At 57.4% G+C, this 23,869-nt stretch carries 26 protein-coding genes; 14 read left to right on the forward strand and 12 right to left on the reverse strand.

Annotated elements, in window-relative coordinates:
* Positions 1-37: 37 nt before the first annotated feature.
* On the forward strand, positions 38-487 hold the full coding sequence (locus tag AC2FLP_RS05270; RefSeq protein ID WP_496681981.1) for a GNAT family N-acetyltransferase: 450 nt from the start codon (positions 38-40) through the stop codon (positions 485-487).
* Positions 488-610: 123 nt separating this feature from the next.
* Positions 611-2,155, forward strand: coding sequence for a trimethylamine methyltransferase family protein (locus tag AC2FLP_RS05275; RefSeq protein ID WP_299896669.1), 1,545 nt, complete (start codon positions 611-613; stop codon positions 2,153-2,155).
* Here the strand turns inward: AC2FLP_RS05275 and AC2FLP_RS05280 are convergent, their stop codons facing one another.
* Positions 2,156-2,455: a DUF6477 family protein gene (locus AC2FLP_RS05280; RefSeq protein ID WP_117869120.1), complete on the reverse strand. Its 300-nt coding sequence runs from the start codon at positions 2,453-2,455 to the stop codon at positions 2,156-2,158.
* A 240-nt stretch (positions 2,456-2,695) separates the two neighbouring features.
* Between AC2FLP_RS05280 and AC2FLP_RS05285 the strand changes: the two genes are divergently transcribed.
* Positions 2,696-3,775 (forward strand): DUF6456 domain-containing protein, encoded by a 1,080-nt coding sequence (locus AC2FLP_RS05285; protein WP_496681984.1) that lies wholly within the window; start codon positions 2,696-2,698, stop codon positions 3,773-3,775.
* 48 nt (positions 3,776-3,823) lie between these two features.
* On the opposite strand, the gene AC2FLP_RS05290 is transcribed toward AC2FLP_RS05285, so the two are convergent.
* On the reverse strand, positions 3,824-4,372 hold the full coding sequence (locus AC2FLP_RS05290; RefSeq protein WP_117869118.1) for a peroxiredoxin: 549 nt from the start codon (positions 4,370-4,372) through the stop codon (positions 3,824-3,826).
* 263 nt (positions 4,373-4,635) lie between these two features.
* Between AC2FLP_RS05290 and lipA the strand changes: the two genes are divergently transcribed.
* Both lipA and AC2FLP_RS05300 read left to right on the forward strand, forming a co-directional pair.
* On the forward strand, positions 4,636-5,586 hold the full coding sequence (gene lipA / locus AC2FLP_RS05295) for a lipoyl synthase (protein ID WP_496681987.1): 951 nt from the start codon (positions 4,636-4,638) through the stop codon (positions 5,584-5,586).
* Positions 5,583-6,734 carry an amidohydrolase gene (locus AC2FLP_RS05300; RefSeq protein ID WP_496681991.1) on the forward strand — a complete coding sequence of 384 codons (1,152 nt, stop codon included), beginning with the start codon at positions 5,583-5,585 and terminating at the stop codon, positions 6,732-6,734. The genes lipA and AC2FLP_RS05300 overlap by 4 nt, the downstream gene beginning before the upstream one ends.
* Before the next feature lie 11 nt (positions 6,735-6,745).
* On the opposite strand, the gene AC2FLP_RS05305 is transcribed toward AC2FLP_RS05300, so the two are convergent.
* Together AC2FLP_RS05305 and hpt are read right to left on the reverse strand one after the other, a co-directional pair.
* Entirely contained in the window at positions 6,746-7,102 is a 357-nt protein-coding gene (locus tag AC2FLP_RS05305; protein ID WP_496681993.1) for a hypothetical protein, read from the reverse strand.
* A gap of 120 nt (positions 7,103-7,222) precedes the next feature.
* Positions 7,223-7,765: a hypoxanthine phosphoribosyltransferase gene (gene hpt / locus AC2FLP_RS05310; RefSeq protein WP_299642038.1), complete on the reverse strand. Its 543-nt coding sequence runs from the start codon at positions 7,763-7,765 to the stop codon at positions 7,223-7,225.
* 72 nt (positions 7,766-7,837) lie between these two features.
* On the opposite strand from hpt, the gene AC2FLP_RS05315 reads away from it, so the two are divergent.
* Both AC2FLP_RS05315 and AC2FLP_RS05320 read left to right on the forward strand, forming a co-directional pair.
* Positions 7,838-8,284 carry a type II toxin-antitoxin system RatA family toxin gene (locus AC2FLP_RS05315; RefSeq protein WP_117869114.1) on the forward strand — a complete coding sequence of 149 codons (447 nt, stop codon included), beginning with the start codon at positions 7,838-7,840 and terminating at the stop codon, positions 8,282-8,284.
* Positions 8,285-8,321: 37 nt separating this feature from the next.
* Positions 8,322-9,614, forward strand: a complete 1,293-nt coding sequence (locus AC2FLP_RS05320; protein ID WP_496681996.1) for an MmgE/PrpD family protein — start codon at positions 8,322-8,324, stop codon at positions 9,612-9,614.
* Here the strand turns inward: AC2FLP_RS05320 and pyrC are convergent.
* Positions 9,611-10,648 (reverse strand): dihydroorotase, encoded by a 1,038-nt coding sequence (pyrC, locus tag AC2FLP_RS05325; RefSeq protein WP_496681998.1) that lies wholly within the window; start codon positions 10,646-10,648, stop codon positions 9,611-9,613. The two genes, AC2FLP_RS05320 and pyrC, sit on opposite strands and share 4 nt — an antisense overlap.
* A 162-nt stretch (positions 10,649-10,810) precedes the next feature.
* Here pyrC and AC2FLP_RS05330 point away from each other — a divergent pair, with 162 nt between their 5' ends.
* Both AC2FLP_RS05330 and AC2FLP_RS05335 read left to right on the forward strand, forming a co-directional pair.
* The gene (locus tag AC2FLP_RS05330) at positions 10,811-11,719 is read left to right on the forward strand and encodes an AAA family ATPase (RefSeq protein WP_117872772.1); all 909 of its coding nucleotides are present in this window, start codon (positions 10,811-10,813) and stop codon (positions 11,717-11,719) included.
* 6 nt (positions 11,720-11,725) lie between these two features.
* Positions 11,726-12,985: a vWA domain-containing protein gene (locus tag AC2FLP_RS05335; protein ID WP_496682001.1), complete on the forward strand. Its 1,260-nt coding sequence runs from the start codon at positions 11,726-11,728 to the stop codon at positions 12,983-12,985.
* A 4-nt stretch (positions 12,986-12,989) separates the two neighbouring features.
* Here the strand turns inward: AC2FLP_RS05335 and AC2FLP_RS05340 are convergent, their stop codons facing one another.
* Positions 12,990-13,490 carry a hypothetical protein gene (locus AC2FLP_RS05340; protein WP_117869110.1) on the reverse strand — a complete coding sequence of 167 codons (501 nt, stop codon included), beginning with the start codon at positions 13,488-13,490 and terminating at the stop codon, positions 12,990-12,992.
* A gap of 227 nt (positions 13,491-13,717) precedes the next feature.
* Here AC2FLP_RS05340 and AC2FLP_RS05345 point away from each other — a divergent pair, with 227 nt between their 5' ends.
* Together AC2FLP_RS05345 and AC2FLP_RS05350 are read left to right on the forward strand one after the other, a co-directional pair.
* A complete protein-coding gene (locus AC2FLP_RS05345) occupies positions 13,718-14,686 on the forward strand; it encodes an XdhC family protein (RefSeq protein WP_299642051.1) in 969 nt (322 codons plus the stop codon).
* Entirely contained in the window at positions 14,683-15,684 is a 1,002-nt protein-coding gene (locus AC2FLP_RS05350) for a molybdopterin-binding protein (protein ID WP_496682004.1), read from the forward strand. The genes AC2FLP_RS05345 and AC2FLP_RS05350 overlap by 4 nt, the downstream gene beginning before the upstream one ends.
* 65 nt (positions 15,685-15,749) lie before the next feature.
* On the opposite strand, the gene AC2FLP_RS05355 is transcribed toward AC2FLP_RS05350, so the two are convergent.
* Positions 15,750-16,649, reverse strand: coding sequence for a MurR/RpiR family transcriptional regulator (locus AC2FLP_RS05355; protein ID WP_496682007.1), 900 nt, complete (start codon positions 16,647-16,649; stop codon positions 15,750-15,752).
* Positions 16,650-16,734: 85 nt separating this feature from the next.
* On the opposite strand from AC2FLP_RS05355, the gene AC2FLP_RS05360 reads away from it, so the two are divergent.
* The 3 genes from AC2FLP_RS05360 to AC2FLP_RS05370 are packed head-to-tail and all read left to right on the forward strand — an operon-like array spanning position 16,735 to position 19,288.
* Positions 16,735-17,508, forward strand: coding sequence for a beta-keto acid cleavage family enzyme (locus AC2FLP_RS05360; RefSeq protein ID WP_496682010.1), 774 nt, complete (start codon positions 16,735-16,737; stop codon positions 17,506-17,508).
* Positions 17,505-18,821 (forward strand): aspartate aminotransferase family protein, encoded by a 1,317-nt coding sequence (locus tag AC2FLP_RS05365; protein ID WP_496682013.1) that lies wholly within the window; start codon positions 17,505-17,507, stop codon positions 18,819-18,821. Before AC2FLP_RS05360 ends, AC2FLP_RS05365 begins: the two co-directional genes overlap by 4 nt.
* Positions 18,822-18,862: 41 nt before the next feature.
* Positions 18,863-19,288, forward strand: a complete 426-nt coding sequence (locus tag AC2FLP_RS05370; RefSeq protein WP_299896707.1) for a hypothetical protein — start codon at positions 18,863-18,865, stop codon at positions 19,286-19,288.
* Between the two features lie 53 nt (positions 19,289-19,341).
* Here the strand turns inward: AC2FLP_RS05370 and infC are convergent, their stop codons facing one another.
* The 5 genes from infC to AC2FLP_RS05395 form a co-directional block, all read right to left on the reverse strand.
* The gene (infC, locus tag AC2FLP_RS05375; protein WP_496672140.1) at positions 19,342-19,932 is read right to left on the reverse strand and encodes a translation initiation factor IF-3; all 591 of its coding nucleotides are present in this window, start codon (positions 19,930-19,932) and stop codon (positions 19,342-19,344) included.
* A 116-nt stretch (positions 19,933-20,048) separates the two neighbouring features.
* Positions 20,049-20,882 carry a ferredoxin--NADP reductase gene (locus tag AC2FLP_RS05380; protein WP_496682015.1) on the reverse strand — a complete coding sequence of 278 codons (834 nt, stop codon included), beginning with the start codon at positions 20,880-20,882 and terminating at the stop codon, positions 20,049-20,051.
* Positions 20,883-20,991: 109 nt separating this feature from the next.
* Positions 20,992-21,399 (reverse strand): DUF934 domain-containing protein, encoded by a 408-nt coding sequence (locus AC2FLP_RS05385; RefSeq protein WP_299896711.1) that lies wholly within the window; start codon positions 21,397-21,399, stop codon positions 20,992-20,994.
* Positions 21,396-22,157, reverse strand: a complete 762-nt coding sequence (locus AC2FLP_RS05390; protein ID WP_496682018.1) for a phosphoadenylyl-sulfate reductase — start codon at positions 22,155-22,157, stop codon at positions 21,396-21,398. Before AC2FLP_RS05390 ends, AC2FLP_RS05385 begins: the two co-directional genes overlap by 4 nt.
* A complete protein-coding gene (locus AC2FLP_RS05395; protein ID WP_117869100.1) occupies positions 22,147-23,811 on the reverse strand; it encodes a nitrite/sulfite reductase in 1,665 nt (554 codons plus the stop codon). The genes AC2FLP_RS05390 and AC2FLP_RS05395 overlap by 11 nt, the downstream gene beginning before the upstream one ends.
* Positions 23,812-23,869: the final 58 nt, after the last annotated feature.

Genomic DNA, 23,869 nt, shown 5'->3' on the forward strand with positions numbered 1-23,869 from the left:
CAAAAGCTGAGTCAAACCGGCGGAAAGATCAGGTGCTATGTCGAAGATCACATTCAGAACTGCTGATGTGGCGGATGCAGATGAGGTAACGCGGTGCCTGGAAAGTGCCTATGCAGATGCAACAAGCCTGATCGAGGACCTGCCGGACGTCACTGCCGGAACCGCGGTTGACATCAAGACCCACCACGTCGTGCTTGCAATATCCGGCGGTATAGTCGGGGCCATCGTTTTTGATCGCATCGACGACGCAATCATGGTGTTCAACCTAGCGGTTTCGCCTGAAGCCCAAGGGCAGGGAGTCGCGCGGCGATTAATGCAGTTTGCCGAAGAAGAAGCAAGGTTGCGCAAACTATCCAAGCTGAGGTTGCGAACCCATAAGATGATGAAGGGCACGATTGCCATGTATCTGCACATGGGTTGGAAAGTGACGGCTCAGGCGGGCAACGGTCTCACTATGGAAAAAGCGTTGGGGGCTGATCCCGACTAAATGGTGGCTTTGTTGGGGGGCGGCAATGTCGCTTTTCCCCCCAGAGCGCCGCAATCCCTATGCTTGGGTTCTGGCAAACCTGTATCAAAACGCTCAATCTAACCAACCAGACGGGATTTTCTCATGGCAGAGGCAAACACCCGGCGCAGGGCGAGAGGTGGCGGTGGCGCTGCCCGCCGTGCCGAGCGTACCGCAGTTCGTATCGAGACTGCGAAATACATCGAACGTAACATTCCGAATTTCGAGATTCTCAACGAAGAGGCGCTCGAGATTATCGAAAACAACGCTGAAACCGTGTTGGAAGAAATCGGCGTCAACTTCGTCGACAACCCGGCCGCGCTGGAACGTTGGCGTGACGCAGGCGCAGATATTGACGGTGAGCGTGTGCGCATCCCGCGTGGTCTGGCCCGTGAGCTGATCAAGACAGCCCCCAGCCAGTTTACCCAGCACGCCCGCAACCCCGAGAAATCGGTTGTGATCGGTGGCCGTAACATGGTTCTAGCCCCGGTTTACGGTCCTCCATTCGTGCGTGATGCACAGGGTGGGCGCCGCTATGCAACCATGGACGATTTCAACAAGTTCGTGAAACTTGCCTATATGTCCAAGTGGTTGCACCACTCGGGCGGTACGGTATGTGAGCCGACCGACATTCCGGTGAACAAGCGCCATCTGGACATGCTGAAGGCGCATATGACCCTGTCGGACAAGCCTTTCATGGGCTCTGTGACCGATCCCAGCCGGGCACAGGATTCGGTTGAAATGTGCGAAATCCTGTTCGGTAAGGAGTTCGTGCAGGAAAACACCGTGATGACCTCGCTGACCAACATCAACTCGCCGTTGACATTCGACGACGTGATGATGGGCTCGTTGGAAGTTTATGCGCGCAATAATCAGGCCTGCATCATCTCACCCTTTATCGTGGGCGGAGCGATGGCGCCGGTCTCGGTGGCCGGTACTTTGACGCAGGTTCTGGCCGAGGTCATGGCCGGCGTTGCCTACAGCCAGATCATCCGTCCGGGTGCCCCCGCGATCTTCGGTGCATTCGTGACATCGATCGATATGAACTCGGGCGCGCCGACCTTCGGCACTCCCGAAGCTGCGCATATCACTTATGGTGCCGGCCAGCTGGCACGTCGTCTGAACCTTCCGTACCGGTCGGCTGGTTCGTTCTGCGGATCGAAATTGCCGGACGCGCAGGCAGCATACGAAACAGCGAACTCATTGAACATGGGCCTTCTGTCGGGCGTGAACTTCATGCTGCATTCCTGCGGCTGGCTGGAAGGCGGTCTGGTTGCCGACTTCGAGAAGTTCGTCATGGATGCAGATCAGTTGGGAGTATTGCATTCGCTGGCCAAAGGCGTTTCATATGACGAAAACGCTCAGGCCATGGATGCGATCCGCGAGGTCGGTCCGGGTGGGCACTATCTCGGCTGTGCTCACACGCAGGCCAACTTCAAGGAATCCTTCTGGAAATCCGAAGTGCTGGATTACAAACCATACGAAACCTGGCAGGAAGAGGGCGCGCGTGACACGAGAGCGTTGGCCACAGCTCGGGCTGAACATTTGCTGGCCAACTATCAGCAACCCCAGATGGATCCGGACACCGCTGCGGCTCTGGAAGCCTATATCGCCGAGAAAAAGGCCTCCATGCCGGATGCGTTTTCCTGATTATTGCAGAACCGAGGCGCGGCTGGCCTGATACAGCTGCGCCTCACCCAACAACGCAATAAGCAGATCCAGATGCCGCACCAGTGAGTATGCGGCATCGTCTTCTTTTCGCTGTTCATTTACCTCTTTTTCCATCTCGACCAAACGCACCAGCGCCTGACCTGAACTGGGCAGCGAACCGTATCCCAGAATGCGTTGCAGATGCCTCTCCCGATTGTAATCCCGCGCCCCGAAACTGGCAGCACGCGCCAGCATGCGTGGGCGGCGGAGGGTAGCGATCATTGTCATCAGGTCCTGCATGTCATGTGTCCCTTTTTCGAAATTTCACGGGCCATGTGTGGCACAACCTTAGCGGGTGTTGCCTTTGTCAGAGTCCCTCCGAACGATGGTTTCACGACTGTTTATCTTTTTTAATCAAATCTGGTTCTTGCCTTGTGTGGTTAACGAACGAGTAACGAATGGACCTCTAGTTAGAATTGGTTAACCCGCATTCCGAGGGCGAAAAGTGGCAGTTTGTTTTGTCGACGAGGGCAAATAATTATGGAAAACAACATGGCTTTCACCATTCCGGCATGGGTTCCAGAGGGGGTGCAAAGGTACCTTGCTCATACCGAGACCGGTCGCTCGATCCGCGATATAGCTCGATCAGCCGGATGCCATGCATCGACGATCCTCAGGCAAATTAGGCGCATCGAAATGCGCCGCGACGATCCATTGGTGGATGCGGCTTTGCAATCGCTTGCAGAGACGCATTTTTCACCTTCGGATTGCATCGACGGCCCGGCAATCGGGTCAGAAAACACCGCTGAAGAAGAGTTTGAAAACGAGGCGCTGCGTGTGTTGCGCCGCCTGAGCGAGACGGGTTCGGTCCTTGCCGTGGCCGAGGAAATGGACAAGGCTGTCGTCGTACGCGACACCGGCGAGGCAGGGGCAACTAGAACCGCGGTCGTAGAGTGCAGGATCGCACAGGCCTTGGCTTTGAAAGACTGGATAACCTGCGACAATCCTGGTCGTATTTCGCGATATCGGATTTCCACAGCCGGGCGAACCGCGCTAAGTCATTTGATCGCCAAGGCAGAAAACAAGGCGCGTGCCGGGACAGACTTTGGTTTTGCCGAAGCTCTGAGTTCCTTTCAGGCCAAGCCTTCGGGCGGGTCCGCCGAGCGGGCCAAACGCATTCGATACAATGCAGCGGAAAGCCCGCTGATAGCGTTGGCGCGCAGAAGGGATCGTGACGGAAAGCCGTTTTTGGATGAATCCCTTGTCAGCGCCGGAGAGCGCTTGCGCGAAGACTTTGAGTTGGCACAGATCGGCCCTCAGGTTCCACAGAACTGGGATCGCTTTCTGACGACAGGCGGTCGAGGCAGTTTTGACAGTGAAAGCCATGGGGGCAAGGAAGCTTCTGATGCCAAGGATCGGGTTGCACGTGCCTTGTCCGATCTGGGGCCAGGGCTGAGTGATGTCGCGTTGCGGTGCTGTTGCTATCTGGAAGGACTGGAACTGGCGGAAAAGCGAATGGGTTGGTCAGCACGATCCGGCAAGATTGTTCTGCGGATCGCTTTGCAACGATTGAAACGACATTATCAGGATCAGGCGGAACGAGACCGGTTGATCGGCTGAACAGAAAAAAGGCCCGGTGTATTCGGGCCTTTTCTCGGGATTTGAGGCTTAAGCCATTTCGGGTTCTGCTGACGCCCGCAGGTGTTTCATCAGATTTTCCGGCGAGGACACGCCATAAGGGTCTTCTGGACAGTTATCCATCAAGCCGGGCTCTTCGAACCACGCTTCGACGACACCATCATCGACGATGGCCGCATAGCGCCATGAGCGCATACCAAAACCCAGATTGTCCTTGTCGACCAACATGCCCATTTTCCGGGTGAACTCTGCCGATCCGTCGGGGATGACCTTAACGTTCTTCAAGCCCTGATCCTGCGCCCATTTGTTCATCACGAAGCTGTCGTTGACGGACATGCAGTAGATTTCGTCGATCCCCATCGCCGTGAAATCGGCATAGCCGTTTTCAAAACCGGGAAGCTGGAAAGTCGAGCAGGTCGGGGTGAACGCGCCTGGCAGTGAGAACAGGATTACGCGCTTACCGGCGAAATAGTCAGCTGTCGTCTTGTCTTCCCAACGGAATGGGTTTGGTCCTTCGATGGAATCGTCGCGGACACGGGTGTGAAAGGTCACGTCGGGCAGTTTTGCGCCGGATTTCATAGTCAAACTCCTGTGATTCACATGTGGTTTTGGTGTGAATTAAAACAGTTCTAAACCGCATTCAATCGAGGAAATGCTGCGATCGCGAATAGGGTCAACATTCCGCTAATTATTCAATTTAATACGGAAATACTGATGTGCGCATGATGGCTTTCTGCGATTGCGCGGTTGCGACGCATAGCGGCTATGCGCCGCTGGTGTAACACCGCGCTTCTGTCTATGTTATGAGCGACAAGAGTTGACCCAAAGTCAGGAAAACGACCGTGCGAGATCTGAAGATCCCCGAACAGCGCCATCCGGAAAAAGCTCATCGTCCGGACAATGCACAGCCCAAGAAACCAAGTTGGATCAGGGTCAAAGCACCTGGCGGCAAAGGCTATGCGGACACGCGGCGGATCATGCGCGACAACAATCTGGTGACGGTCTGCGAAGAAGCCGGATGCCCCAACGTAGGAGAGTGCTGGAGCCAGGGCCATGCCACCATGATGATCATGGGCGAGATTTGTACGCGCGGCTGCACCTTCTGCAATATTGCAACCGGTCGCCCCGACGATCTTGACGCGTTTGAGCCCGGACGCGTGGCTCACGCGGTTGAAAAACTCGGCCTGAACCATGTGGTGATCACCTCGGTGGACCGCGATGATCTGCAAGATGGCGGGGCTGAGCATTTTGCGCAGACCATTCGCGCGGTGCGTCATCGTTCTCCGAAAACCACGATCGAGATTCTGACGCCTGATTTCCTGAAATGTGATGAGGATGTCCTTGAGATTGTGGTCGAAGCGAAACCGGATGTGTTCAACCACAATCTGGAAACGGTTCCGGGCCTCTATCCCGAAGTCCGCCCGGGTGCGCGATACTTCCATTCCTTGCGCCTGCTGCAGCGCGTGAAAGAGCTTGATCCGTCCATCTTCACCAAATCGGGCATCATGGTCGGGTTGGGTGAAAATGAACAGCAAGTGCGTCAGGTCATGGACGACATGCGCGCGGCGGATATCGATTTCCTGACCATCGGCCAGTACCTGCAACCGACTCCGAAACATCACGGAGTGGATCGGTTCGTAACGCCGGAAGAGTTCGCATCTTACGAAAAGGCGGCCTATGGCAAGGGGTTCCTGATGGTATCCGCGACGCCTCTGACCCGGTCTTCGTATCACGCGGGTGACGATTTCGCCCGGCTTCACGCGGCTCGGCAAGCAAAGTTGCAGCAGGCGTGACACCGGAGCGGATCGCGCAGCTCATCAGCTTGCGCCACGAGTTTCATCAACACCCGGAGCTTTCGGGGCAGGAGGAAAATACCGCAGCGCGGGTTGCTGATCTTTTGCGCCAAGCGGGTGCAGACAGGGTTCTGTGCGGCATTGGCGGGCACGGTGTTGCTGCCGTTTACGAAAGCAACGTTCCCGGCCCCACAGTTGGAATTCGATGCGAACTGGATGGACTGCCAATTCAGGAACTCTCGGATCTGGCTTATGCGTCTCAGATTGCAGGCAAAGGGCATCTGTGCGGCCATGATGGCCACATGGTGATGGTTCTCGGGGTGGCGGAAGCGTTGAAGGAACAACGCCCGAAGTCTGGCCGCGTGGTTCTGATTTTCCAACCCGCCGAAGAAACCGGACATGGTGCGATTGCTTACCGGGCCGATCCTCAGTTCGCTGAGGTTTCGCCTGACATCGTGCTGTCTCTGCATAACTTGCCGGGGCTGGAACTGGGCGCAGTAGAGCTGTGTGTAGGTCCCGCGAATTGCGCCTCGCGTGGGATGCAAATTGTTCTGACAGGCAAGACGTCACATGCAGCTGCCCCGCAAGATGGCTTGTCGCCGGCAGGTGCCTTGTCCAGGCTGATGCTGGCATTGGCCGGATTGGGGGCGGGCGGTGAATTGGATGACGACTACGCTCTGACCACAGTCACCCATGCCACTCTGGGCGAGCGCACAGTCGGCGTCGCACCGGGGCAGGCCGAACTATGGGTGACCCTGCGCACGGTTTCGGACGCGCGGATGGAGCACCTGATGGCCGAGGCCGAATCCCTGGTTGCCGAAACAGCGAAGGTCGAAGGGTTGGCGGTGGAAATCAGCTATGACGAGGTGTTCGATGCCTGTGTCAATGATCCCGAAGCTGATACGGTTCTGGCAAAGGCCTTTGCCGATCAGGACGTCGCCTGCATGCTGGTCGATCAGCCACAGCGTTTTTCCGAAGATTTCGGCCAGTTCGGCAAAAGCGCCAAGGCGGCCATGTTCTGGTTGGGGGCGGGGCAGGACCATCCGCAACTGCACAACCCGGACTATGACTTCCCGGATGCGCTTATTCCGATTGGAACCGGGATTTTTCTGAGTGCGATTGATATCGTGCTTCACAAAACCTGCTAGACGCGATCCACTTAATTGACCAGATCACCAACGATTCCAACGGCTTCTATAACTGTCTTCGTATCATCAGATATCGAGAGAATTTCATCATCTACCCGGATATAGCGCTGGCCGGGTCCCAACGGCTCAAGCTTCCAGTTTCCGAGGTCGTCAATGTAATCGAAACTCAGATCATCGGGCAACTTCTGGCCACGCGTATATCTTTTGATTTGACCGGGCGGAACAGCTTTGCCGTTTGACTTGATAGATTTCTCTACCTTGTTTTTATTGGCACCTTGCCCTTTGCCCTTGTTGTCCTTTGCAGCACCCGAACTTGCAAGTGCCACGATCGCCATAACGACACCAGCTGTCGCAACAATCCGCTTCATCGATAATCCCCCTAAGTTGATAAGGAGAGTAATCGGACACAATTTAGCTTGTCTATTATTATTCGGATCTTTGAATTTAGCGTGCAAAGCTGAGCTTCAAACTGCCCGACAAAAGTGCATCTAGTCCTCGGTAAACCGAACCTTGCCGATAAAGGGCAAGTTGCGGTTGCGCTGAGCGTAGTCGATCCCGTAGCCCACGACGAATTCATCCGGAATTTCAAAGCCAATCCAGTCTGACCGGAAATCAACTTCGCGACGGCTGGGTTTGTCGAGCAACGCAATGGACTTCAAACGAGAGGGCTTGCGGCTTTGAAGCAACTTGGTGACATGGTTCAGTGTGTGGCCCGTATCGACGATATCTTCGACAACAAGCACGTCACGACCTTCAATCGCGCCGCGCAAGTCTTTGAGAATGCGGACTTCCCGGCTGCTTTCCATCGCATCACCGTAAGAGGATGCCTCAAGAAAATCTACCTCGATGGGAAGATCCAGCTCACGTACCAGATCGGCGATGAAGACGAAACTGCCGCGTAGCAATCCCACGACGACCAGCTTGTCCGTATCGCCGAACTCATCCGTTATCTCGCGGCATAACTCCTCGATTCGGGCGGCGATGGCCTTGGCCGAGATCATCTCATCTATCACATATGCGCGGTTAGTCATCGCAGCCCCCTTGATCTTTGGCGCGCAACATACGACATGACGCGCCATTGTCACCTGCAAATACCGGACATCATGCCAATCCATTCGGAAACCCGCCACCTGCCATACACAGCCCAGCAGATGTATGATCTTGTTGCGGATGTAGGCAGTTACCCCAAGTTTCTGCCCTGGTGCGCCGCGGCCCGGATCCGCAAGACCTATGCGGTTGGTGAGGCCGAGGTGATGGAGGCCGATCTGGTCATCTCGTTCAAAGTGTTCCGCGAACGGTTCGGCAGCCGGGTGACTCTGTTTTCCGATCAGAAAAAGATCGACACCGAATATCTCGACGGACCTTTCAAATACATGAAATCCGACTGGCAGTTCGAGGACGCGCCCGATGGGGGCTGCAACATCTCGTTCCATGTGGATTTTGAGTTCAAGAACGCCATTCTGCAAGGGATTATCGGGGTTGTGTTCAACGAAGCCATGCAGCGGATTGTGCGCGCCTTCGAGGCACGTGCGAAAGAACTCTACGGCTAGGCCTTTACCCTGCAAGGGCGCACGCTAGACTGCGCCCATGACGGATTTCACAGCAGCATTGGCCACCTTCGCGGCGGGCCCGGTTTCAACGACAGCTCAGGCGAGGGTTGTCACATCTTTGTCTGTTCTGGATTGGGTTGCAGTTGGTCGTGCTGGGGCGTCTGAGCCCGTGTCTTGTACGGTTCGCGATATGGTTCTAGCCGAGGGCGGGAACGCTCAGGCCCATCTGTTCGGCGGAGGCGCGGCCCCATTGCGCGGCGCAGCTTTGGTGAACGGAACTGTTTCCCATGCGCTGGATTACGACGACACGCATTTTGCGCATATCGGGCATCCTTCAGTTGCCATTCTACCTGCCGTCCTTGCCGTAGCCGAATGGGATGACCGCATTCTGGTTGACTTACTCGAAGCCGCGCTGGTCGGGATGGAAACTTCAATCCGTGTCGGCCTGTGGCTGGGCAGGGGCCATTATCAGGCCGGGTTTCATCAGACAGCGACATCCGGTGCATTCGGAGCTGCCGTCGCCGTCGGTCGGTTGCTAGGACTGGATAAAACCCAGATGCGGTCCGTATTGGGTTTGACAGCAACGCGCGCGGCTGGGCTGAAGGCCCAGTTCGGAACCATGGGCAAGCCTTACAATGCCGGGCTAGCCGCTTCGGCCGGGGTTGAGACGGCTCTGCTTGTTCAGCGTGGATTTCAGGCCAACGCCGACGCGTTGGAAGGCACGTACGGATTTGGCGCGACCCATCAGGGTGCAGCGGATCAAAACGCGCTGGATGGTTTGGGCGATGAATGGCTGTTCGAAACGGTAAGCCACAAGTTCCACGCCTGTTGTCACGGCCTGCACGCGGCGTTGGAAGCGGCACGCGCTCTGGACATTGCGGAACCCGAAGTGGCCGAGCTCAAAATCAAAACCCATCCCCGATGGATGAGCGTTTGCAATCAGCTGTCGCCCACAACCGGGCTGGGGGCAAAATTCTCTTACCGAACGGTCATCGCGATGCAGGCGCTGGGGTATGATACGGCTTTGCCGGGCAGCTACACCGACAAGGTCTGCGCGGACCCGCGCATGACGTCTCTGCAAGACCGCATCACGGTCGAAGCGGATGAAAGCCTGTCGGAAACGCAGGCGCATCTGGCCTTTCTGCGTCGCGACGGTGTTCGCCGCGAGGCAACGCATGACCTGATGACCCCAATGTCGCTATCTGACCGCGAGGATCGTGTACGCGTCAAAGCATCGAAGCTGATCGGGACGGATGAGGCGGACGCGATCTGGTCGATGCTGCGCACCGGAGGTCGCGTCCGTGATCTGGCTGAACGTATGGCGGGTTAAGCCACGCGCCAGTGCAGTGGAAAGCCCGGGTCGAACACCGTGACAGGTCCATCGTCCGTGTCGATCTTTGACGGGTATTCAACCGGTTCGCCCTTGGTCAGGGTAATCGTCTCTTCGTTCACAGGCAGGCGGTAAAAGCCCGGCCCGTTGAGCGAGACGAACGCCTCCAGCTTGTCCAGAGCACCTTCGCGGTCGAACATCTCGGCCACCAGAGACATGGTATTTGTCGCAGTGAAACACCCCGCGCAGCCGCAGGCCATTTCCTTGTTGGCATCCGTGTGCGGAGCGCTGTCCGTGCCCAGGAAGAACCGCGCGTCACCCGACGTTGCAGCAGCCAGCAGGGCTTGGCGGTGTTCCTCGCGCTTGGCGACCGGCAAGCAATAGTAATGCGGTTTGATCCCGCCCACCAGAATATGGTTGCGGTTGATGATCAGGTGGTGCGCGGTGATCGTCGCACCCAGATCCGCATCGTTGGCTTTGACATAGTCGACACCATCGGACGTGGTGATATGTTCCATCACCACGCGCAGTCCCGGCGTCGACCGGCGGATCGGGTCCAGAACGCGGTCGATGAACACGTCTTCGCGGTCAAAGATGTCGATCTCTGTGTCGGTGACTTCGCCATGAACACACATGGGCAGGCCGATCTCGGCCATTTTCTCCAAAACCGGGCGCACTTTGTCAAAGTCACGCACGCCCGAGGCCGAATTGGTCGTGGCCCCCGCCGGGTACAGCTTGACCGCTTTTATCAGCCCGCTGGCATGGGCGGCAGCGACGTCCTGCGCATCTGTATCCTCGGTCAGGTACAGGGTCATCAGCGGCTCAAACCTCATACCGTCGGGCAAGGCGGCCAGGATCCTGTCGCGGTAAGCGGCAGCCTGATCCCCGCGTATAACGGGCGGCACGAGGTTCGGCATTATGATCGCACGGGCGAAATGACGTGCGGTTTCGGGCAGAACGGCCTGCAACATGGCGCCATCGCGCAGATGCAGATGCCAGTCGTCGGGGCGGCGGATGGTGAGGGTATCAGTCATGATCTTCCGCTAGCATAGCTGCCCCGAAAGACCAACCAGCGCAGTACGAGTTGCCGAAAAAACTTGTCAACCAACCGGAACGTCGTAGCTCAGGCAGGGGGTAAGGCCTTGACGCAAGGGCGCTTGCGTGACCTGTTTATCCGCGAAGAAGAGAGAGGTTCCATGACGCAGCCTAATTCCATTGATGCCGTGCAGCAGATGCTGGGAAGTCAGGGCTATGTTTGCGGGCGCGCCCTTGCCACGGTTGTGTTCCTTTCGCTGAAGCTTGGTCGCCCGTTGTTTCTGGAAGGTGAAGCAGGTGTCGGAAAGACGGAAATCGCCAAGGCGCTGGCATCCGGTCTGAATCGCCGTTTGATCCGATTGCAGTGCTACGAAGGTCTGGACGCGTCCACGGCCGTTTACGAATGGAACTTTCCGGCGCAGATGGTCGCGATCCGAACGGCCGAAGCTTCGGGCGGAGCCGACCGAGGCGCGTTGCAGGCGGAACTGTTTTCGGATGAATACCTGATCGAACGCCCGCTGCTTCAGGCAATGCGCCCGGACGAAAACGGAGCGCCGGTTCTTCTGATCGACGAACTGGACCGGACCGATGAACCGTTTGAAGCCTTTCTGCTGGAAGCTCTCAGTGATTTTCAGGTCACGATCCCTGAACTGGGCACTGTTGCAGCCCCCGAACCACCCATTGTGATTGTCACGTCGAACCGGACCCGCGAAGTGCACGATGCCCTCAAGCGCCGCTGCCTGTATCACTGGGTCGATTATCCCGATTTCGAACGTGAGATCGAAATTCTGCACGCGCGCGCGCCCGAGGCCGCCGATGCGCTCAGCCGCGAAGTTGTGGCTTTCGTTCAGCGTCTGCGCACCGAGGACCTGTTCAAGAAACCCGGCGTGGCCGAAACCATTGACTGGGCCAAATGTCTGCTGGCGCTGGACGTGATGAACCTCAGCCCCGAGGTGATCGGTGATACGCTGGGTGCGATCCTGAAATACCAGGACGACATCCAGAAGCTGCAAGGGTCTGAGGCCAAGCGCATTCTGGATGAGGCCAAAGCGACGCTTGAACCGGCCTGACGCGCTATGGCCGAGCAAATCCCGCTGGAGATTCCCGACAACCCGAAGCTGGCGCAGAACATTACCCATTTTGCCCGCGCGCTGCGGAAGGCGGGGCTGCCCATTGGTCCGGGGCGGGTGATTGACGCAATTCGCGCGGTGCAAGCCGCGGGTTTTACCGAGAAACGGGATTTCTACTGGACGCTACACGCCTGTTTCGTGAATCGTCCCGAACATCGCACGGTCTTCGCGCAAGTCTTCCGAATGTACTGGCGCGACCCGCGATACATGGAGCACATGATGGCCATGATGCTTCCCGCCATTCGGGGCGTGCAGGAGGATCGCAAGGCGGATGCTGGCGAAAAACGCGCGGCTGAGGCCCTTCTGGATGGCGTCGAACACGACACGCCCGAGCTGGCGGCACAAGACGAAGGCGAAACTGAAATCGAGATTGACGCCACGCAGACGGCATCGTCCGAGGAGCGTCTTCGCAATCTGGACTTTGAACAGATGAGCACCGCCGAAATCGCGCAAGCCAAGCGCGTTTTGGCGCGGTTGACCCTGCCGGTCAAGCCCATCGAATCCCGACGAGGTCAATCCAGCCATCTGGGGCACCGCATTGACCGTGCCCGCACTTTGCGAGCAGCCATGCGGCAAGGAGGAGAGTTGCGCGATATCGCCCGGCTAGAGCCCAAACCGCGATGGCCAAACCTTGTGGCCCTGTGCGACATCTCAGGTTCAATGAGCCAGTACAGCCGTGCCATCCTGCACTTCCTGCACACGATATCGAACGCTAAGGGGGCAGGTTGGGCCAAGGTTCATGCTTTCACTTTCGGCACGCGCCTGACCAACATTACCCGCCACTTACGTCAGCGGGACGTTGACGCAGCTCTTGCAGCTGCCGGGGCCGAGGCGCAGGATTGGGAAGGGGGCACGCGCATCGGCGACTGTCTGCATCAGTTCAACAGAGACTGGTCAAGACGGGTCATGGGGCAGGGGGCCGTTGTTCTGCTGATCACCGACGGATTGGAGCGGGGTGAACCGGAGAGGCTGGAGAAAGAGGTTGAGCGGCTGCACCTGTCCTCAAAACGCCTGATCTGGCTGAACCCGCTACTGCGCTGGGACGGGTTTGCCCCCAAGGCTCAGGGGGTGGCGGCCATGCTGCCCCATGTCGACAGTTTCAGGGCAGGGCATTCCATAGCCTCGCTCGAAGATCTGGCCTCCGTGATCTCACAACCCGATGACCAGGGGCAGAAAGCACGGCTGTTGGCCGCGCTTTCCGAATAGTCGCCTATGACAACTGTTCTTCATTGCACTTACGGGCCATTTCCATGGCTTTGTATGTGCCGGTCAGATCGACTGTGAAAGCGTATGACGTTTCGGGGAACACGATCATGACCTTTTTCTTGGCCAGATCATCCGCGAATTGAGGGCTGTCTGACAGGACATAGCCACCGGAATAGCCCTTGGTGATATTGCCTTTCATGCCTGTGGCTTCACCCAGATAGATGTTGTCCCCGATCAAGATGGCCACTTCTTGTGTCTCGCCACGTTTGATGTCGGTCTCCGCCTTGGTGAATACCCCCACATATCCCACGCCGCGATCTTCGGTCAGGCCCATCTGAACGACGTTTTCCGCATCGTCCACGGCCTCGATCAGGCAGGATTTCTTCTCGTTGTCGATGAAGACTTTCCAGCCTGCTACTTCTCCGTAACGTTCGAATGTGTCAGCCCACGCTGCGGTTGAAGTCAAAAGGCCAACCACTGCGCCCAGTGCAAGAAAATGTTTCAACTGCTTGTCTCCAAAAATGTGTTTGATATGCGGCTCGGTCACTTGGCCGGCTGCACGCGCAGGCTAAAACCCGTGGCACTAACAATCAATGCTGTGATTTCTTGAATACAGTTCGAGCATTGATATCGGCTCACAAAGCTCAACATAGACATTTTGGTAAGGGCGTTGCGCTTTTCATCAGGCCAATCCTGCTTATGTTGGGAAACAGACGACGTCTGGAGGTTCTGATGGAACGATTCGACAACAGCCCGGAAACGGCACTGAAGTGGCACCGCGATGGCAGCGGCGCCTCGCTTGCTACAGTTGTCGAAACCTGGGGCAGCGCGCCGCGCCGGGTTGGTTCCCAACTGGTGATCGGCGGCGATGGCCGGATCGAAGGCTCTGTGTCGGGTGGCTGTGTCGAGGGAGCAGTGATCGTCGAAGCGCTTGAAGCCATTGACGAAGGCGAGGCCCGATTGCTGGAATTTGGGGTGAGCGATGAAGACGCCTTTGCGGTCGGGCTGGCCTGTGGCGGAACCATACGCGTTCTTGTCGAACCCGTCGGGAAGGTTCTGCCCAAACCGATGTTGGCGGAACTGGTTGCAGCCCGCGCGGCTCGTGAACCGATTGCTTATGAAGTCAATATCGATACCGGGCACAGGGCCTTGCGCCGAAATGCCTATGCGGAACGGTTGCGTATGGATCGTTCTGGATTTGAAGAAGATGGCCGGACCTTTGTAGCGGTACACAACCCACCGCTACGGCTGATCATTGTCGGCGCGGTTCACATCGCGCAGGCATTGGTGCCGATGGCGCGCATAGCTGGGTATGATCCGGCCATTATCGACCCGCGCGACGCATTTGCCTCCAACGCCCGTTTCCCGGGGGAAACGATCCTAACGGATTGGCCGGATGAGGCTGTGGAAAAACTTGGGCTGGATGCGCGCACCGCAATTGTCCTGCTGACGCATGATCCAAAACTGGATGATCCGGCGCTGCAAGCTGCACTGGATGCGAGTGTATTCTATATTGGTGCATTGGGATCGACACGCACCCATTCCAAACGCGTCGAACGTATGAAAGCGGCGGGTTTTACCGAATCGCAAATCTCGAGGATTCATGGGCCAATCGGGCTGGATATCGGGGCTGCCGGGCCATCCGAGATTGCCGTCGCAATTCTGGCGCAGATGACGGCTGTTCTACGAGGCAAGGCATGAGGTTTGGTCCGGTAGCAGTCTCCGAAGCAAAAGGTGCCATTCTGGCTCATTCGGTGACGGCGGACGGGAGAAAACTGCGTAAAGGACTGTCGTTGCAGGCAAAGCATGTGACACAGCTGACGCAGGCGGGGATCAGTGACGTGATCGTTGCCCGCCTTGAACCCGGTGATTGCCATGAAGATGAAGCCGCACGCACCTTGGCCGCAGCTCTTGCGCCAGATGCGGCGTCGGCCAATCTGCGCGTGACCGATGCGTTTACCGGCCGGGTCAACCTGTTGGCGGACGCGCCGGGCGTGGCAGTTCTGGATGTGGACGCACTGGAGATGTTCAACCGGGTCAACCCGATGATTACGGTTGCGACGGTTCCGCAATACCAGCAGATGGGTCCGAAGGGCATGGTCGCCACCATCAAGGTCATCTCATATGCCGTGCCAAAAGCTGATGTTCGGCGGGCCGCCAATCTGGCGCAAGGGGCCGTGCGTCTGGCAAAGCCCGTTCACAAGACGGCAGGTTTGATCGTTACGAATATCCCCGGTGGCCCCTCCAACGAAAAGGGGATCGCCGCCATTCGCGGGCGGACCGAAGCCTTGGGTCTGGATTTGTGTGATGTGCAGATTGTACCGCATCGCGTGGATGCACTGGCCAAGGCGGTTTCCAGGACTGCTGGTGATTTGCTGATGATCCTGACCGGATCCGCGACGTCGGATCCTGATGATGTTGCCCCATCTGCTGTTCGGCTTGCCGGCGGGCAGGTGGATCGGTTCGGTATGCCGGTTGATCCGGGAAACCTGCTGTTTCTGGGTTCGATGCAGGATCGACCAGTGATTGGGTTGCCCGGGTGCGCGCGATCTCCGGCATTGAACGGGGCGGATTGGGTTCTGTCGCGTATTGCCTGCGGGATCGAAACGACCGGGGCAAATATTGCCGGAATGGGTGTCGGGGGATTGTTGAAGGAAATCCCGACCAGACCTCAACCCCGCGCCAAACGAAAAGAATAATCCGCCGCTGATCCTGAACGGAGCCGAATTCTGTTGTTGGACCCAGAAGCTTTGAATGATTTGGTTTAAGGTTTTCTGAGCTTTGGCAAAACGCCGGGGCGCCAGTACGCTCCGGTATCTTCCCGCGCCTTCTGATAGGCTTCCACTCTCTCTCTGGCGGCCTCTCCCCCAGCGTCAAACAGATGCCCCAGCAGACACTCCAAGACGGCCATTGCCCCTGAAAAACTTGAAAACGGGTGCAGGGTTCGTGTGCTGACAGGCAGGACGACATCCGGTTCCACCCCCGGCGCGATAACCTTGCTGTCCGACAGCAACACGATACGCATCGACCGGTCGCGCGCAAAGCGCATCGACTGAATCGTGTCGGCGGAATAGGGGTGAACCGTGATGGCAAACAGACAATCCTCGGCGGTGGCTTCGACTAGGTCGTCGATGGCCGAGCCCATGTGGCGGGGCACCAACTGAAGCCCGGGATGGGCCATGCGACCGGCGTAGTGAAAATAATAGGCCAGCGCATGGCTGGACCGTGTGGCAGTCACATAACAGCGGCGCGCCGATCTGATGTGCGCGACGGCCTGTTCCGTCAAATGGGGGGCCATGAGCCGCAGCGATCTGGACACGACATTTATTTCGTTCTGCGCAAATCGTGCCTGCGCCGCACCAAACTGCCCTTGTTCCTTTAGGTGTTCCAGCCAGTCTTGCCCAAACCTGTCTTCGCCGTCGGTTGTCAGAGCGTTTCGAAACGGACGTCGAAAAGCGTCAAAGCTGTCATATCCCATGCGTTGCGCCAGCCGGATCAGAACATTCGAGCTGATGCCGATGCGATCGGTGGTGGTTCGGATTGGATTCAATGCGAAGTCGCCGGGATGATCGATGATGTATTTCGCGGCGACCTGCATTTGCGCCGGCATCTCATCGATCTCGCGGCGCAATTGCGTAACCAAGGAGGTGAGAGGGTGCGTCATGTGAAATATAAAACATATGTTTTTATATGGGTAAATTGAAAACGTAAGGTGATCGCATTAGTTGGAGGCAGGATAAGAGGACCTCATGACATCGAACGCAGCAAAAGCCTCTGGCAGGCCGTATATTCTGGTCGCACCAAACGGCGCCCGGCGGGGCAGACGGGATCACCCGGCGCTGCCAGTCACAACGGACGAGATCATCATGACTGCACGTGGCTGTTATGCGGCGGGTGCGAACGGCGTGCATTTGCATGTTCGGAATGCTGAAGGCAACCATTCGCTGGATGCCGGATTGTATCGCGAGACGCTGACCGAATTGCAGCGTGCGGCGCCGGGTATGGATGTTCAGATCACAACCGAGTCGGCAGGAGTTTTCGACGTCACAGCGCAATTTGAGTGCCTGAAGAAGGTTCAACCAGAATGGGCATCCATTTCGGTCAGAGAGATCGCGCGAGATCCTGTTGTTGCGCCTCGGGTCTACGCGTTGTGCGCGGATCAGGGAACGCGGGTTCAGCATATTCTATATGACGCGAAAGACGTGGACTTGCTTGAAGACTGGCAATTGAAAGGCGTGGTGAAAGCGGATCAGACAGACCGTTTGCTTGTGCTCGGTCGGTATAGCGAAGGTCAGCAATCTGACCCTGCGGATCTGGATGTGTTTCCCTTCAGTCGGTCAAATTGGATGGTATGCGCTTTTGGGGCGCAGGAACATGCCTGTCTGGCCGAGGCTGCGCGGCGCGGTGGCGACGTGCGGGTCGGATTTGAAAACAGCTTAACGGGTCCAGGTGGCGCACCGTGGGCGGATAACGCGGCTTCGGTCGCTGCTTTGGTTGAAACTCTTGGAAGGACTGAAACATGAGTCATGTTTTCCCGCGCCACACAAAATCCGACCTTCCCATCGCGGCGGGTGGAGATGGCTGTTATCTGATCGATGCCAGCGGCAAGCGGTATCTGGATTGCGGCGACGCGGCAGTGTCTTGTCTGGGGCATTCGAACCCGGCGGTGATACAGGCGGTGCAACGGCAGGTGGAAAAGATCGCCTTTGCACATACCGGGTTCATGACGTCCGAACCGGCTGAAGCATTGGCGGATCTGTTGATCCAGTATGCTCCCAGGGACCTGGACCGGGTGTATTTCGTCTCGGGCGGGTCCGAAGCGACCGAAGCGGCGATCAAGCTCGCGCGTCAGTACTTCCTGGAGGTTGGTCAGCCTGAACGTCGTCATGTCATAGCTCGCAAGCAAAGCTACCATGGCAACACGCTGGGGGCTTTGTCAGCTGGTGGCAACGCCTGGAGACGGGCACAGTTTGCTCCGATGCTGATCGATATGACACATATTTCGGCCTGTTTTGAATACGCCGAGAAACCTGAGGGCCAGAGCAGCTTTGACTACGGCCAACGCGTCGCCAATGAATTGGAGGCGGAAATCCTGCGGCTGGGGCCTGACACTGTGATGGCCTTTATGGCCGAGCCTGTCGTCGGCGCTACCCTTGGCGCGGTTCCGGCGGTTCAGGGGTATTTCAAGCGCATCCGCGAAATCTGCGACCAATACGGAGTGTTGCTGATTCTGGATGAGGTGATGTGTGGAATGGGGCGCACCGGTCATCTGTTTGCCTGCGATCACGATGGCGTCGCACCGGATATTCTGTGCATCGCCAAAGGGTTGGGCGCAGGCTATCAACCGATCGGGGCGATGTTGTGCACGGGCGAGATATATGATGCGATCCGTGATGGATCAGGGTTTTTCCAGCATGGTCACACTTATGTCGGCCATCCCGTGGCCACGGCAGCCGCCCTTGCGGTGGTCCGTGAATTGACCGAACGTGAATTACCAACGCGCGCCGGGGTCATGGGGACCAAATTGCAATCCGCCCTGGAGGCCGCGTTTGGACAGCACCCGAATGTGGGTGACCTGCGGGGCCGTGGCCTGTTCCGTGGTGTGGAACTGGTGGCAGACCGTGAGGCAAAGACACCATTTGATCCATCGCTGGGCATTGCCGGAAAGCTAAAGAAGGCAGCACTTGCCGAGGGGTTGATTTGTTATCCCATGGCGGGCACCAGGGATGGTCGGAACGGAGACCATATCCTGTTCGCGCCGCCTTTCATTATAGAAGAAGAACAGATAGGCGAGCTTGTCGGAAAACTGGAACGCGCTCTTTCAGCAGTGCTCTGACAATACTGTGAATGCCCTGTTCGCCCGCAGCACGTTTGTTAATGTCGCCGGCCAAGTATCAGTATGGGGCGAAGTCCATGGTGCTGGATATCTGGCGCAGTTTCCGAGCGCTTCCTTTGTGTGTGCAGATCTGGCTGGCCGCTTTTTTGGTGCCGGTTAACCTGTTTCCGCTGGCCTTTCTTGATCAGCCACAGGGGCATCTGATTGCTTTACTTGCAATTGCGGGCATGGCGTTGAACGTACCGATCATGGTGGCTGCCCGCGGGATGAGCGGCGCGATTGCCTTGCCGCACGTTCTGTGCTGGGTGCCGCTGGTCATCATCGTGACGCTTCTGCTGATGTCAGAAGAATTCCTAAGCCCCGCCTTTGTTCGCTTTCTTTGGTTGCTTCTGATCGTCGACATCACATCGTTGGTGTTCGACTTCAGGGATGCGGCTCATTGGTTGAAAAGCAGGAAAGCGACTTAAAAAAGCCCCTTCGAAGGCGAAGGGGCTTTGATCGTTTCGGTATTTGGGCCGGGTTATTTCTGCGGAAGGGGGCCGATCATCATGATCATCTGACGGCCTTCCATTTTCGGCATGTTTTCGATCTTACCCAGCTCTTTGATGTCCTCAGCGACACGCTCCAGCAATTCGCGGCCCAGGTTCTGGTGTGCCATTTCGCGGCCACGGAAGCGCAGGGTGACTTTCACCTTGTCGCCGTTCTCCAGAAACTTGAATACGTTGCGCATCTTTACATCGTAATCATGCGTGTCGGTGTTGGGTCGGAACTTGACCTCTTTCACCTCGATGATCTTTTGCTTCTTGCGGGCTTCGGCTTCGCGTTTCTGCGTTTCATATTTGAATTTGCCGAAGTCCATGATCTTGCAGACCGGTGGGTTCGCATTGGGCGAAATTTCGACCAGATCAAGACCGGCATCGGCGGCCATCTGCATGGCTTTGGCGGGATGAACCACCCCGACATTTTCACCTTCGGCGCCAATCAGGCGGATTTCGGGGGCACGGATCTTGTCATTGACGCGCGGGCCGGTGTCACGTTGTGGCGGCGCGTTGTGAGGTCTGCGAGCTATGGGTTCATTCCTTTGATAATTGCAGAATTTCGAGCCCGGAATTTAAACCGGGCCGGGCCGCACTTCAAGCGGCATAAACACCGGCAGTTGCGAAAAAACAGTGTTTTGTCCGGTGTTTTTTGCGTTCGGGGCCACAAAGCTCCGAACGCAACCTACCTTTAGCCGACAAAGGCCTTTTCGATCACAAACTCCTTGGGTTCGGAATTCGCGCCTTCGCGCAGACCAAAACCTTCAAGGATTTCCTTGATATCCAGGTTGAATGCCAGCGAACCGCAGACCATCGCGCGGTCGGTTTCGGGCTTGATTCCGCCTCCTATGCCCAGATCCCTGAACACGGTGCCATCCTTCAGCAGGTCGGTAATCCGGCCCATCTTGGGGCTCTCTTCGCGCGTTGTCGTCGGGTAATAACGGATCTTGTCAGCGAAGCCTTCGCCAATAAGCTCGGCCAGCATTTCATCCTGGCGGATGCTGTCGATCAATTGGCGGCCGTATTCTAACTCGGCCACTTCGCGGCAGGTGTGGGTGATGATGACCTCGTCATAATCTTCATATGTTTGCGGTTCACGCAGCAGCGAAGCAAACGGGGCAAAGCCGGTGCCGGTTGCAAAGAACCACAAACGCTTGCCGGGCAGCAGGGCGTCATGCACCAAAGTGCCAACCGGCTTTGGGCGCAGGATGATCTGGCCACCGGGCTTGATATGCTGAAGCTTCGAAGTCAGCGGGCCGTCCTGCACCTTGATCGAATAGAACTCGAGCTCATCGTCCCACGAAGGCGAGGCGATTGAATAGGCGCGCAGCAATGGCTTGCCATTATCGCCCAGCAGACCGATCATCACGAACTCGCCCGAGCGGAAACGCAGCGTGGCGGGGCGCGTCACCTTGAAAGAGAACAGGCTGTCGGTCCAGTGTTTGACCTCGGTTACGGTTTGCGCGTCCGGCAGGACGGGGGCCTTTACGGCAGTTGCTTCGCTCACGTGCTTCATCTCTGTCATCGTTTACCTGTCGGTCTGCTAAACCGACATCTCCGTTTAATCGTTGATCCAAGTCAGGAAAAGGGGGCAGATTGCCCCCTTTGTGTCACAAGCTGGCGATGTGCGCCTTTTAACCGCGCAAACGGGCCTGATAGTTGTTCTCTTTCCAGTTGGCCCGGGAAAGCCACTGATCTTCGGGCTGGCGATCTGCCAGGTCTTCGTCAATCTCAACTTCGTCAAAGCCGCTGCGACGCGCCATGGCATATTGGTCAGCCAGAACGTGACCTTTGGCGCGCAAGCGTCCCGTATAGCCCTTCAGGCGCAGGGCGCGGGCGATGGTAAAGCCGCGACCATCGGCAAAGGATGGAAAATCCACCCGGACCAGCCTGGCACTGCCCAACCGATCATAAAGTTCATCAGGATCCGTGTCCGAGCTGACGTCCAGCGCAACCACGTCGTTCGCGGCATCGTCCAGAGTGACAAAGCCGTCGGTCCAGTCATCGGGCGAAAAGCCCTCATCCGTTACGATTACGTTCATGTTTTCTCTCCGATGCGCACCATCTTGCCGTCGACAAAATGAATGCCGCATTCTTCCTTGTTCTGATCGCGCCAGCGTCCGGCACGAGGGTCTTCGCCTTCCTTCACCGGCGAGGTGCAGGGCGCACAGCCGATCGATGGGTATCCTTTGGCCACCAGCGGATGCCGGGGCAGGTTGTTTTCTTCCATATAGGCGCGCACATCGTCCGGCGCCCAGTGGGCCAACGGATTGACCTTGATCCGGCCCGTACCGTCTTCGACCTCGAAAAACTCGAGCGCGGCGCGCGTTCCGGACTGGAACCGTTTTCGCCCGGTAATCCAGCCGCAATACCCGGTCAATGCCTGTTGCAACGGGAATGTCTTACGCAGGTTGCAGCACGCATCCATGTCGCGCGTACGCAGCGCGCCATAGGGGTCTTCACGTCGAATGTCTTCGTCATCCGCCCGAATGATCTTGATGTTCTTGAGCCCCAGACGCTCGCTGACTTCCTGTTGGTATTCCAGCGTTTCGGTGAACAGCATCTGGGTGTCGACGAACAGCACCGGTGTCGTCTTGTCGACCACCGCAGCCATATGAAGCAGCACCACCGATTCCGCACCGAAGCTGGAGACCAGAGCAAGTTCGTCGATCTCTTCAATGGCACCATGCATCACATCATGTGCGCTGTGGTGGCGAAACCGGGCATTCAATGCGTTGACCTTCTCGGTCAGGTCGCTTCGATCTTTGCCCAGTTCCGTTTGGATCAGGTCAAGCGGCATTCGCCCGAGCCTCGGGGTAGAGGGCGGCCTTGAATGGGGCCATGCCGACGCGGCGATAGGTCATCAGAAAGGTCTCTTCAGCACTCTCGCGCAGATCCAGGTAGGTGTCGACGATGCGTTCCACGGCCGGCACGATCTCATCATAGGCAAAGCCCGGACCGGTGCGGTCGCCGATCGCGGCTGTCTCGGTTGCGTCACCACCCAGAGTGATCTGGTAGTTTTCGACGCCCGCGCGATCCAGACCCAGGATGCCGATGTGGCCCACATGATGGTGGCCACAGGCGTTGATGCAACCCGAGATCTTGATCTTCAGGTGTCCGATGTCATGCTCTAGCTTCATATCCTCAAAGCGGGTCGCGATTTCCTGAGCAACCGGGATCGAGCGGGCCGTTGCCAGCGCGCAGTAATCCATGCCGGGGCAGGCAATGATGTCGCTGATCAGGCCGATATTGGCGGTGGCCAGTTCGTGTTCCTTCAGCTTCGCATGAATGGCAGGCAGGTCCGATTTGTGGACATGCGGCAGGATCACGTTCTGCTCATGGCTGATGCGCAGCTCGTCATAAGCGAACTCTTCGGCCAGATCGGCCATCACGCGCATCTGCTCGGCAGTTGCATCACCCGGTGTCAGGCCATGCTTCTTGATCGAGATCGTGACGATTGCGTGGTCCGCGTTCTTGTGTGGTGCGATGTTTGTGTCGACCCACGAGCGGAAGACCGGATCGTTGGTGTAGGCGCTTTCGAACGACGCAACCGAAGCCTGACGGTAGGCTGGTGGCGCGAAATGATCCTTGATCTCCTCCAGCAGGTTCATATCCGCGCCTTTGAACTGCGGGCGTACCTGAAGGAAACGCTGGTTCACCTTGGCGCGGATGGCGTCGATACCATGCTCGTGCACGGTGATCTTGATGCGCGCTTTGTATTTGTTGTCACGGCGTCCGATCTGGTTCCAGACGGAAACGGTCGCCTCCAGATAGGCCAGCAGATCATCGAATGCGACAAATTCGGAAAGTTCCTTGCCGATCATGGGCGTCCGGCCCAGGCCGCCACCGACGATGACACGAGTACCCAGAACGCCGTCACGCTCGACCAGTTGCAGGCCGATGTCATGCGCTTTGATCACAGCACGGTCGTTTTCCGAACCAGTGATCGCGATCTTGAACTTGCGCGGCATGAACTGGAATTCCGGGTGGTCGGTGGACCACTGGCGCAGCAGTTCGGCGTAAGGGCGCGGGTCGGCGACCTCATCCGCTGCGGCACCGGCGAAATGGTCGGCGGTCACGTTGCGGATGGTATTGCCCGAGGTCTGAATGGCATGCATGCCAACCTCGGCCAATGCGTCCAGCATGTCCGGCACATCTTTTAGTTTAGGCCAGTTGTACTGGATGTTCTGACGGGTGGTGAAGTGGCCATAGCCCTTGTCCCACTTTTCAGCCAGCAGGGCCAGTTGGCGCATTTGTGCGCTGTTCAGCGTGCCGTAGGGAATGGCGACCCGCAGCATATAGGCGTGCAGTTGCAGATACAGACCGTTCATCAGGCGCAGGGGTTTGAATTCGTCTTCGGTCAGCGAACCGTCGATACGGCGCTCGACCTGAGCGCGGAACTGCGCGTTACGCTCTGCCAGAAAATCTTTGTCAAACTCGGAGTAGCGATACATTTCTAGCTGTCCTTGGTTGCAGCCCCGAACCTGGGGCCTAGAAGGGGAGAGAGAAGGG

The organism is Ruegeria sp. CDSA141, from assembly GCF_059612005.1.